This window comes from Sphingobacterium bovisgrunnientis (genome assembly GCF_009829085.1).
Lineage (GTDB): Bacteria > Bacteroidota > Bacteroidia > Sphingobacteriales > Sphingobacteriaceae > Sphingobacterium > Sphingobacterium bovisgrunnientis.
In genome coordinates this window covers 240,551-252,335 of the sequence record NZ_WUQY01000001.1, presented here as the reverse complement: position 1 = coordinate 252,335, position 11,785 = coordinate 240,551, and the positions used below count along the sequence as shown (strand labels likewise).

11 protein-coding genes are annotated in these 11,785 nt (G+C 36.0%); 7 read left to right on the top strand and 4 right to left on the bottom strand.

From position 1 onward, the window contains the following. The first annotated feature begins 140 nt into the window (after positions 1-140). A complete protein-coding gene (locus GOQ16_RS00940; protein WP_160066997.1) occupies positions 141-878 on the top strand; it encodes a 1-acyl-sn-glycerol-3-phosphate acyltransferase in 738 nt (245 codons plus the stop codon). Here the strand turns inward: GOQ16_RS00940 and GOQ16_RS00935 are convergent. Together GOQ16_RS00935 and GOQ16_RS00930 are read right to left on the bottom strand one after the other, a co-directional pair. Further along, entirely contained in the window at positions 875-2,005 is a 1,131-nt protein-coding gene (locus GOQ16_RS00935) for a glycosyltransferase family 2 protein (protein WP_240140938.1), read from the bottom strand. The genes GOQ16_RS00940 and GOQ16_RS00935 overlap by 4 nt on opposite strands. Further along, positions 1,989-2,966, bottom strand: coding sequence for a lysylphosphatidylglycerol synthase transmembrane domain-containing protein (locus tag GOQ16_RS00930; RefSeq protein WP_240140937.1), 978 nt, complete (start codon positions 2,964-2,966; stop codon positions 1,989-1,991). Before GOQ16_RS00930 ends, GOQ16_RS00935 begins: the two co-directional genes overlap by 17 nt. Positions 2,967-3,055: 89 nt before the next feature. On the opposite strand from GOQ16_RS00930, the gene ruvC reads away from it, so the two are divergent. Beyond that, on the top strand, positions 3,056-3,619 hold the full coding sequence (gene ruvC, locus GOQ16_RS00925; RefSeq protein ID WP_160066993.1) for a crossover junction endodeoxyribonuclease RuvC: 564 nt from the start codon (positions 3,056-3,058) through the stop codon (positions 3,617-3,619). On the opposite strand, the gene GOQ16_RS00920 is transcribed toward ruvC, so the two are convergent. Further along, positions 3,616-4,659, bottom strand: a complete 1,044-nt coding sequence (locus GOQ16_RS00920) for a hypothetical protein (protein WP_160066991.1) — start codon at positions 4,657-4,659, stop codon at positions 3,616-3,618. The genes ruvC and GOQ16_RS00920 overlap by 4 nt on opposite strands. A gap of 307 nt (positions 4,660-4,966) precedes the next feature. Here GOQ16_RS00920 and GOQ16_RS00915 point away from each other — a divergent pair, with 307 nt between their 5' ends. The 5 genes from GOQ16_RS00915 to GOQ16_RS00895 all read left to right on the top strand — a co-directional run bounded on the left by GOQ16_RS00915 (position 4,967) and on the right by GOQ16_RS00895 (position 10,153). Continuing rightward, positions 4,967-5,437 (top strand): Lrp/AsnC ligand binding domain-containing protein, encoded by a 471-nt coding sequence (locus GOQ16_RS00915; RefSeq protein ID WP_149913951.1) that lies wholly within the window; start codon positions 4,967-4,969, stop codon positions 5,435-5,437. A gap of 111 nt (positions 5,438-5,548) precedes the next feature. Continuing rightward, the gene (gene mutL / locus GOQ16_RS00910; protein ID WP_160066989.1) at positions 5,549-7,429 is read left to right on the top strand and encodes a DNA mismatch repair endonuclease MutL; all 1,881 of its coding nucleotides are present in this window, start codon (positions 5,549-5,551) and stop codon (positions 7,427-7,429) included. 14 nt (positions 7,430-7,443) lie between these two features. Further along, positions 7,444-8,166, top strand: a complete 723-nt coding sequence (locus tag GOQ16_RS00905) for a rhomboid family intramembrane serine protease (protein WP_192922497.1) — start codon at positions 7,444-7,446, stop codon at positions 8,164-8,166. An 11-nt stretch (positions 8,167-8,177) separates the two neighbouring features. Next, entirely contained in the window at positions 8,178-9,038 is an 861-nt protein-coding gene (locus GOQ16_RS00900; protein WP_160066986.1) for a DUF6576 domain-containing protein, read from the top strand. After that, positions 9,038-10,153 carry an endonuclease/exonuclease/phosphatase family protein gene (locus GOQ16_RS00895; protein ID WP_160066984.1) on the top strand — a complete coding sequence of 372 codons (1,116 nt, stop codon included), beginning with the start codon at positions 9,038-9,040 and terminating at the stop codon, positions 10,151-10,153. The genes GOQ16_RS00900 and GOQ16_RS00895 overlap by 1 nt, the downstream gene beginning before the upstream one ends. Here GOQ16_RS00895 and GOQ16_RS00890 read toward each other — a convergent pair. Continuing rightward, entirely contained in the window at positions 10,150-11,766 is a 1,617-nt protein-coding gene (locus GOQ16_RS00890) for a S41 family peptidase (protein WP_160066982.1), read from the bottom strand. The two genes, GOQ16_RS00895 and GOQ16_RS00890, sit on opposite strands and share 4 nt — an antisense overlap. Between the last annotated feature and the right edge of the window lie 19 nt (positions 11,767-11,785).

The following is an 11,785-nucleotide window of genomic DNA, read 5'->3' as shown; positions in this document are numbered from 1 at the left end:
CAAATATAAAAATTAATTCAATTATATTAAACCATATATTAATATAATTGAATATATTATTCCAGATATTAAGCCATAAAGTTGTTTTCTATACTCGAAACCTTATGTTTATATTTGCTAAATTTTAAGTGAATCGAAACATGAGAAAAATTTTAGGATTTATTCTTACCCCAATATTTTATTTGGCTTTTGTCCTTCTGTTGATTATTTTCCATCCTATTCAGTGGGTATGCTTGAAAGTTGGAGGTTATTCAGCGCACAAAAGAAGTGTAGATATCCTTAATTTCTTCTTGACACACTGTAATTATATTCTTTTCAATACAGTTACATTTATTGACAACAAGAATTTACCGCTAAATACACCCATTATTTTCGTTGCAAATCACCAAAGCACGTACGACATACCAGCGATGATTTATTTTCTACGCAGATTTCACGGCAAGTTTATCTCCAAAATTGAGTTAGCAACAGCTGGAATACCGAGCATATCGTTTAATTTGAAACATGGTGGTGCTGCTAATATTGACCGTAAAGATCCAAAACAATCAATTGCCGAAATTTTGAAACTGGCAAATAATATGAAACAGAAAAATTGGTCTGCCTTCATATTTCCAGAGGGTACGCGAACGCGTAATGGTAAAATGAAACATTTTAACATTGGCGGGATTGCGACGTTAGTGAAGAAAAACCCAAGTGCATTGATTGTTCCTGTGGCGATCACAGGGTCTTACGAAATGACGAGTTACGGCATGTTTCCCTTAAGACCTTTCACGCCATTGAAGTGGGAAATATTAGATCCATTGAAAACTGAAGGGCTATCTTTGGAAGAAATTGTGCAATTAGCAGAAGATACAGTTCGCGGCAAGGTAGAAGGTTAATTCACCTTTCTACCCTTCCAATCGTATTTCCCAATATTTCCCGCTACACCAATATATACGAGGTAAAAAGTATGGATGATCGTCAGAAACGGTAAATATTTAAGTAATTCAGATCTTTTAGCAAAAGATAAAACTGGAATCATAAACAGCAATTCTACCAACATCTTCAAGCCAAATGCCGTCAATAGCCACCAATTTTGAGCAGGCAATAAAAGTAGAAATCCCAGCAACGAGCATATTAAAGCCAAATTGAACAACCAAATACAGACACCCAACACAATTACCTTCTTGTCTTTGTACTTTGTACTTTTTGAAGCCCAACGTTTACGTTGACTAATAAACGAAGTCAAATCAGGTTTCGCATCCGTATACACAATTGCTTCACGGGATTTGCAAAAACCAATTCTATCTGCATACTTTTCAGCTACTTTATGTAAAAAAAGTTCATCGTCCCCAGACGCCAAATTATCAATCCCTTTGAAACCACCCATTTCAAAAAAAACATCACGACGGTAGGCTAAATTTGCACCGTTGCAAGTCGTTGGATTGCCGTTTCCGATTCCTGCAGCTCCAAGACCAATTAAATACAAAAATTCTAGCGTTTGCAATTCCTCGAATTTCGATTTTTCTTCGGAGTAAGCCACAGGCGAAGAAACCAAAAAACTATCATTTTGATCAAAATAAGCCATAATTGTCCGAATCCAATTGCGTCCCATTCGACAATCCGCATCTGTTGTCACAATTATTTCGCCCGATGCCATTTCTATCGCCTTCGTGATTGCATACTTTTTGTACGAATTGAGCTTATCACCTACTTGCAATTGCAACAATTTGACGCCTCTATCTCCATAAGACCGAACGATTTCGGCTGTTCTATCTGTAGAATGATCATCAACAATGATTAATTCCAATTGTGAAGTAGGGTAATTTTGATTTAATATAGCATCAATAGTTCTTGCAATATTTTCCTCCTCATTACGCGCAGCAATAAGAATAGAAACCCTTTTATCAGATGTTTTATCTGCCGAAAAAAATGGTATAGTTGACCATCCTTTGCGTAAATAAACCACAATCAGCACATAGACAAGTGCACAGAGAGTCAAGATGAGATTAAGAATTGTTATCACCAAAATAATTTACATTCAACACAAAAAACGACCCTATAATAGCAGGAAGAATCAGATTCACAAACCAAATAAAAGAAACAATTGCCATCACCGCAATATCTTGCGTCGTAATATAAGCGTACAAATTACTTGCAACAAAACTGCGTACACTGAAATCAAAAATATCTAAAGTAGGTAATGCCGACTGCACAAAGAATAAAATAAAAATCATCAGAATCATTGGAAGTAAAGCTAGATCCGGCAAAATTACTTGCATTAACAATATATATTGTGATGTGAAAATTATAAAACGAATTAAGGAAAGTAATAATACATAACCTAATTGAGAAACATTTACTTCTCTTAGCACATCAAAAAAAGGCTGAATTTTCTGAAGCATTTTAAATCTATTTACTAAGATATCGACCCAATAAACATTGAAATATAACAATATAAAAGCAAGTCCATAAATCGCTGCCAATATCCAAATCCCGAATTGTACGGCAGATGGAGTTTCTAAAAAAGTAGAGACAAACCAGGCAATACCTAACGCACCAAAAACACTAGTTAAAACTAATTGAGCAAACAAACCAACCCCCATTAACACAGCGCCTCTAGCTCTATTTTCTACTTTTAATAGCATAATACGACCGCCGTATTCGCCAATTCTGTTTGGTGTAAAAATAGCCCATGTCAAACCACAAAAAACAGATTTGGTAGCTTTCCAAGTATTCAATTCTTCCAAATCTCTAATCAGATATTGCCATTTAGCAACTTCAAAAAACCAATTTAAAAACATTAGAAAAACAACAACTCCAATTGTCCAGTATATAGCAGTGGTATTTATGCTGTTGATTAGATACTTAAATTCTAATAAATTTTTTTGATTATTGATTTTAGTATAAATAAACCAAAATGCCAAACCAACGATAGTCAATTTGAGGGTATAATTGAAATATTTCTTTTGCGTCTTTGTCAGCATTTTCCTTTTGGTCGCACAATTTTAACAATAATTTTATGTAAAACAATCGTAATAGATAAAAAGCCTAAGCAAAACCGTATTTTTGCTGTATGCTAAAACAAAAGGCCAAAGAGCGTGTTATTCTTGGTATCGATCCCGGTACAGTTGTGCTAGGCTATGGTGTAGTGAAAGAAACCGGAAAAAAGGTTTCGCTCGAAACATTAGGTGTGGTGAAAATGGGACATTTGGATGACCATGGCTTGAAGTTGCAACGTATTTTTAAAAAAGTATTGGCTTTGATTGATGAATACAATCCTGATTGTGTGGCTTTGGAAGCGCCATTCTATGGAAAAAACATTCAAGTCATGTTGAAGCTAGGCCGTGCGCAAGGTGTCGCAATGGCAGCAGCACTGAGTAGAGATATTCCGATTTTTGAATATTCGCCTCGTAAGATTAAGCAATCTGTAACAGGCAGTGGAAATGCCAGCAAAGAACAAGTGGCTGCGATGTTGCAAACCTTGCTGGGATTTAAAGAAACACCCGAATTCTTAGATGCGACAGATGGCTTGGCGGTGGCAGTTTGTCATTCCTTTCAGCAAAATACCACCTCAGGTTCTAAAAGCTATTCGGGCTGGTCAGCTTTTGTCAAAGACAACGAAAATAGAGTACGCTAGATTTGTACCGAACGAACTACATTTTTTACATTTAATTCTACAATATCCGTCATTGTTTTACAACGGTAATACTGGTCATTAGCATAAATCTTTGCATAACCTTCGCGTAAGCTCCTGATATTTTCTTGCGTAGACAATTCCTGTCCTCTTGAAGCATCTCGCAAATCTTTAATCCGATGGCGCTCGCTGCGCACACGATGAACTATAGAGGAACGCTCCTCTTGCTGATACTGCAAAACTGTTTTATCCGTCAAATGCTCCATACACAACTTCACATATGGGTAACATTCTTTGAAAAATTGTGGCATGTAGACCTTCGGATTGCCTTCATAAAATTGCTGATCAAAATCAATTGCACGTATGCGAAATTGAAAATCATCAAAATCTGGTGTTATCTGCATCACAAAATTATAAGCCCGCATATCACCCAACAAAGCTATGGTGCAGCGCTCATTAAATTTCACGAACTCTTTAGCAATACGTGTTTGGTTGTAATCTGGATGCGTAATTCTGGTTTTACTAAATACATCTCCTGGAATACCTACGATATGCTCTTCAACCAAAGTTTCGAAATCATATAGATAATTCACTTGATTAGGAGACAAAATTTCTTCCAATTCCAAGCCATAGATCCGTGAAGCATCTGCTTGCTTGATATAAAAATAGTCGTAAACATCATTCAACCTATTAATAATACGAATCCGAAAAGGTCTTGTATTTCCGAAAGCACAATATTCGATGCGATCAATGATTTTGTGTTGCACTATGCGCGTATTTCCCGAAGCTTTCAGCTTGGCATAAATGATTTTCAAGCCATCATACAACTGATCTTGCATGTACGGCGGGTACAAAGGTGTTTCCCAGAAAGTATCGTTGCCAAATTTATCCATAACTGGCACTGTTTCCTGAAAATTCAATAAATCAAAATAAGATATAGGCAATTTTGCATCACGTTGATACATCTTTAAATATTTTGCCAATCCATGCCCAACTGGATAAATAGGCTTCTTACGTGAAATAATTACATCCTCTATTTCCATCTTCCCTTCACAGTTTATTTTTTTAATTAAAGCTAATAAATTTTAAACAATGTCATATTATATAAATATGTTAATTTTAATTTGCATTTATTCAAAAAAACCAAATAAAATATCAAATTTTGTTATTATTTTTGCAAAAGATTCAACCGTTATGGCTAAAAATTGGTTCATTCGCAGAAAGAATATTTTCTGATTGTCTGTAGAATACATCAATCTATTAAAATAACAATTGAGTTTCTGCTCTAACAAAAGCTAAATATCACAATTATCGCGATGGAGTTCGCGGTTGTTGGAAAAAATCACATTCATGGAAAAAAATTATTCTAATTACGATTTAGACAATCTTGATGTTCAAATCTTGTCCATTTTAATGGAAGATGCATCGATTCCATACACTGAAATTGCGAAAAAATTAATTGTATCAGGTGGTACAATTCATGTACGCATGAAGAAGATGGAAGAACTAGGGATTATTCATGGTTCAAATTTAATTATTAATCCACAGAAAGTAGGATTTGATATTACTGCCTTTTTGGGAATTTACTTAGAAAAAGGATCTCAATATTCGGATGCAGTCGCACAATTGAAAAACATCAAAGAGGTTGTTGAGTTACATTATTGCACAGGACAATACAGTATGTTTGCAAAAATTGTATGTCGCGATACAGCACATCTTCGTAAAGTGTTGAATGAAGATATACAAGGACTAAAAGGTATTCAACGTACCGAAACAATTATCTCGTTAGAAGAAAGTATAAAACGTCAAATTACACTCTAGTAATTGACTTTTAAATAGTTATAAAAGGCGGCTTTGGCTGCCTTTTTTTATGCCGTAGATTATACATTAGACAAATAATTAGCCATATTATTTTTTGTAACTTTGTGCCGTATGTCGGATATTATTCAATTGCTTCCTGATGCAGTAGCCAATCAAATTGCTGCTGGAGAAGTGGTACAAAGACCCGCTTCAGCTGTCAAAGAACTGATTGAGAACGCTATTGACGCTGGTGCGGATCGTATAAAACTTATTGTCAAAGATGCTGGAAAAACGTTAATTCAAGTCATTGATAATGGCTGTGGAATGAGTGTTACGGACGCACGATTATGCTTCGAGCGTCATGCAACCAGCAAAATTCGTAAAGCTGAAGATTTGTTTGCCATCCGTTCGATGGGATTTCGCGGAGAAGCTATGGCATCTATCGCCGCTATTGCGCAAGTTGAATTGAAGACAAGACGCATTGAGGATGAATTGGGGACAGTTATTCAGATTGAAGGTACCAAAGTAGTTAATCAATTTCCAGAAGCATTGCCCGCTGGCACAAGTATTTCAGTAAAAAATCTTTTTTACAATATTCCGGCGCGTAGAAATTTTCTAAAAAGCAATTCTGTGGAAATGCGCCACATTATAGACGAATTTCAACGCATCGCTTTAGCTAATCCAGAAATCTTCTTGAGTCTTCATAGTGAAAATAATGAATTGTTTCATTTGACTCCCGGCACTCTCAAGCAACGAATTGTGCATCTTTTTGGGAATAATTATAACCAAAAATTAGTTCCTGTTGAAGAAGAAACTTCGATTATAAATTTAACTGGTTTTATTGGCAAACCAGAATATGCCAAGAAAACTAGAGGTGAGCAATTTTTCTTCGTAAACAAACGCTTTATCCGTGATCCATACTTGAATCATGCCGTGATGAATGCGTATGAAGAGATTTTACCAGCGGAGACTTTTCCAATGTATGTATTGTTTATCGATATTGATCCATCCAAAATTGATATCAACGTACATCCTACAAAAACAGAGATCAAATACGAGGACGATAAAGCAATCTATGCGATAATTCGTTCTGCCGTAAAACGTTCATTAGGGCGTTATAATATCACGCCATCACTTGATTTTGATCAAGAAACTAGCTTTAGTGGAATGATTTCCTCTAAGCCTATTGATGAAATACAAGCGCCTACAATTACGTTTAATCCAAATTTTAATCCTTTCGAAAGTGAAATCGGTTCTTTAAGGCCTTCAAATAATTCACGATCGAATGATTATAGTTCACGATTCGAACGCGAGGCCGTTCCTAAAAATTGGGATACACTGTATCAAATCACAGAAACAGAAACACCTACGCAATTGCCTTTATTGGATACAGAAGAGCAAGAAACAGATGAGCGACCTGTAATCATTCCGAAAGCAGAATCGAAAAAAAGTTTTTTCCAGATACACAATAGATATATCGTTTCGCAAATTCATTCTGGCATTATGCTGATTGATCAACAAGCCGCGCATGAGCGTATTTTGTTCGAGCAATACAAAGAGCAATTGGAAAATAATCAAGGTAGTAGTCAACAATCTTTGTTTCCGACGACGATAGATTTATCCCCTTCGGATTTTGAGTTGATGGATGATATTCTTCCAGAATTACAAACTTTGGGCTTTCAATTAAGACCTTTCGGAAAAACTACTTATATTGTAGATGGAATTCCAGCAGATTTGGGAAATAATATCAACGAAAAGCAGATTATTGAACAACTTTTGGAAGATTATAAACATAATCGCACAGAACTAAAAGTAGACAAAAGAGACCATCTTGCTAAATCTTTGGCTAAAAGTGCAGCCATAAAAGCGGGAATCTCGTTGAATAACGATGCTATTGAAGAATTAATTGACAAATTATTTGCGTGCGAAAGCCCAAATATATCTGTACATGGAAAACCAACCATCATCACGCTCACACTAGCAGAATTGATGGAGAAATTTGACAAAATTTAATCGTATTAAATTAGATGAATAATATTTTAGGAAACCTTTCGCCTGTAGTCAAAAACTTATTGATAATAAATATCATTTGTTTTGTGGGCACCATGATATTTCCAAATGCAAATCGTTTATTAGGTGTGTATTACCCTGATTCACCATTTTTTGAAGTATGGCAACCTATCTCCTACATGTTTATGCATAGCGATAGGGATTTTACACATATTTTTTTCAACATGTTTGCGTTAGTGATGTTTGGACCTATTATAGAGCGTCTGTTTGGTTCAAAACGGTTTTTAAACTATTATATCGTTACAGCTTTAGGCGCATTAATTCTTCAATATGGTGTACAAGCTATAGAGGTTACAAATATAATGGGAACACCATTTGTCAAATCAACACTCCAATATGTTCCTCAATTTGGGCGATATTTTCCTTTGGATAGTGGTTTAGATGCAGACAGTATGTCGACCATTGCAGATATATATAGTACACCTATGGTTGGAGCATCGGGTGCAATATTTGGTTTATTATTGGCATTTGCCTATTTCTACCCAAATATGCCGCTTTACTTTATGTTCATTCCTGTTCCTATCAAAGCAAAATACTTCGTTGGCGGATATATTTTGATCGAAATATACTTAGGTTTTAATAATTCTGGTTCTTCCATAGCGCATCTAGCACATGTTGGTGGTGCTTTATTCGGTTATCTTATGATTAAGATGTGGGGCTACAAAAAAGGATATTATTAACAATGAATAACATGAAAGAGAATGTCTTGAAAACATTTTTTAGAGACACGTACAAAACGACATCCATTATTCCGTACGTTATTACAGGACAAGTTGTCCTATTCATTCTCTTGCATATTTTTGACCTTCTTACCTTTTCGGAGACTACTTCAGTGGATTTGTATAATTTGCTGTTAAATAAAACTGTGCTGCCTATCGGCATACAAGATTTCATAGCACAGCCTTGGTCATTCATCGTACATCCATTTATTTATTCGAGTCTCTGGAATTTACTTTTTGACTGCCTCTGGTTGTATTGGATTGGCAATCTATATTTAAATTTTCTAAGTAAACATCAATTAAACACCGTTTTCATTGGCGGATTAACATTCGGCGCGACATTATTCTTGGCGCTTGGGTTTATTCCCTATTTCCATACGCCAGGATTAACATGGAGTACAATTGCTTTTGGAATTGGTGCTATGATAAGTAGTCTAGCGTTATTAGTGCCAAATTCCGAACTGCGTCTATTGCTTTTAGGCACGATCAAATTCAAATGGATTGCAGCTGTCTATTTAGGACTTCAATTCGCTTTCTTAGTGACAACAAATAAAGCTGCTGCATTGAGTTATTTAATCGTTGTGTTTGCAGGAATGTTGTTTACGAGCCAATTGCAACGTGGAAAAGATTGGAGCTTAATCTTCCAAAGGAAAAACAGCAAACTGAAAGTAGTAAAAGGAAATTTCGCACAAACAAACAAAACCAAGGATCAGGAATATCCAGATCAACAACAGATTGACCAAATATTAGATAAAATTTCGCTCAAAGGCTATGAAAGTCTTACTCCTCGAGAGAAAGAAATGCTATTTCGCGCGAGCAAAAAAGGAGATTGATGAAAAACCAACCGTTTTTACGTAAGAAAAAACTCGGTTTCTTTAGCAAGACAGTTTTTACGGCTAATGTTTTGGCTGTAGTAGCTTTGCTATTAAGTTATTGTGCTTCTTTTATTGACCCACGCGAATTTTGGATAATAGCATTCTTTGGATTAGCTTATCCACCCATTTTATTTATCAATTGTGGCTTTATTTTTTATTGGCTTTTACGTAAAAAACGGAATGTATTGTTAAGCCTACTGGCGATTGTTGCTGGCTGGTCTTTCCTAACTCAACATATAAATTTTAAAAATAAAAACGATAAAATTCTTATCAAAGCGGATACAATCGTTCGTGTCATGAGTTTTAATGTGCACCTCTTTCAACATTACGACAACAAAAAAAATAAGTTTAGGGAAGAAACAATTGAATTCGTACGAACTATAAATCCCGATGTAGCTTGCTTCCAAGAATTTTACAGTAGACTAAAAGGTTCTAAACAATTTACAAAAACACTTAGAGACGAAGGGGCCTTTGAGGATTATTACTTCGAACCCTTCCAAAAAAATGATTACGAAGGATATGGACAGGCCATTTATTCGAAATATCCGATAATCAATTCAGGAGCGATTGAAGAAAATGGATATGGTGTTAACCGTATTATTTTCGCAGATATAAAACGTGAAGCAGATACGCTACGCGTGTATAATGTGCATTTACGGTCCTTTGCATTGCAAGAAGAAGATAAAGACTTCATTCAAAAATCACCTACCGAACAGGTGAAAAACGAAGAGCAAACTAAGAAATTAGGGCGTAAATTAAAAAGAGCGTTTACGAGCCGCAGTAATCAGGCAAGCACACTGGTCAAACACATTTCAAGCTGTCCATATCCTTATATGGTAATGGGCGATTTTAACGATACGCCAATGTCGTACAGTGTCAATCTTTTGAGTAAGAATATGAATAATGCTTTTCAAGAAAAGGGGTTTGGTTGGGGTGTGACCTATTTCGGCATTTTACCCATCTTCCAGATTGATTATATCATGACTGACAAGAGGATTAATATAGATGATTACGGTATTTTGAAAGAGAAATTATCGGATCACTACCCTATTTGGGCCGATTTGATTTATTAAGAAGCAGCATCAGTAGGCGCGGGACGCAAAAGCAGCAGTCCAACTTCCACAAAATTATCATATCTATTTTTAACCTTGAAATAAGCTTCTCTGCCAAAATAATAACGTCCAACTATCGCTTCTATATCCGATTGAATAAGTTTTAATAGATCACGTTTCTTACGCTCGCTGATCACGAGACCTCGTTGTTTCAGGTATTCAATAAACGTATCATATTCTTGCTGTGGAAGTCTATAACCTTGAAGAAAATTCTCAATTGAATATGCGGGCAACAGCTTTGTAAATCTTTCGTAGACGAACTGTTCGATATAGCTGGATTTCAGAATTTCTTGGTACAACAGGCTGGTCGCATTGGAATCGATATTTATAGTAAAATCTGGACTAATGCCACCTCCACTGAATAATTCACGTCCTGCCAAAGTTTTGAAAATTTGATTGCTGGTATATGTTGTATCCAAAGCCCACAATCCTCTATACATAGTCACATAATCAACCATATTGGACCAGTTTGCCGTATACTTACGTTGAATAGATCTTCCTAAAGGCGTATAATAACGGGAAATACTCAAATTAATGCGTGAACCATCCAAGAAATCAAATTGCTCCTGCACAATACCTTTACCGTAGGAACGGCGTCCTACGACAGTAGCGCGATCCCAATCTTGCAATGCACCCGCAACGATTTCTGAAGCGGAAGCCGAAGATTCGTTGACTAAAACAACCAATTTACCGGATGCAAAATTTCCATTTCCATCAGAAAAATATTCCCTTTTTGTTTCGTGCGCACCCTGCGTGTAAACCAACAGCTTCTTATCCGCGAAAAATTCACTTGCTATTTTTATGGCAATGTGAAAATAACCACCACCATTATCTCTCAAATCTAAGATTAAATTACTAGCACCCTGTTTCTTAAGTTCGATAATGGATGTTTTAAATTCATCGGCGGTCTTCAGACCAAACCGTCTAATTTTCACATAACCAATTTGCGGTTCCAATAGATATGAAGCATCGATAGAACTCACATTAATCTGGTCACGCTTCACTTTAAACAATTGGTTCGATGGCGCGTTTTCTCTATTCACGTATATATTTACGACAGAGCCTTTCTTGCCACGCATCAATCGGTCAACAACTTTTTGCCCAATGTTTCGTCCAGATACAAATGTCGTATCAATACGTATTATACGATCACCTACTTTCAAACCAGCTTTTTCTGCGGGACCATTTCCCACCACCCCAACTACCAGTAAAGTGTCATTGAGATTAAAAAAATCTAAACCTATACCTTCGAAAGTACCTTCTAAAAGTTCATTTTGATTTTTGGACTCATTAGGAACTAAATACGTGGAATATGGATCAAGGTGCGAAATAATGTGGTTTATTGCGCCATTCTGCAAAGAATCCAAATCAATACTATCCACATACGAGTTTGACAACAAATCAAGAACTTGCTGGATTTTGTACGAATTATCCGAAAGTCCAATCGGCACAAGCGATACACCTGGATTGTTATTCTGTTGCGCAACGTAATTTTGCCCCAGTATCAATCCGAGTAAAAGCGTAGCAGCATAAGTAGCAGCTACAAATAGATTCCTTCCAGTACCTTTTTGCATGAAATAAACGCGTGAGCAA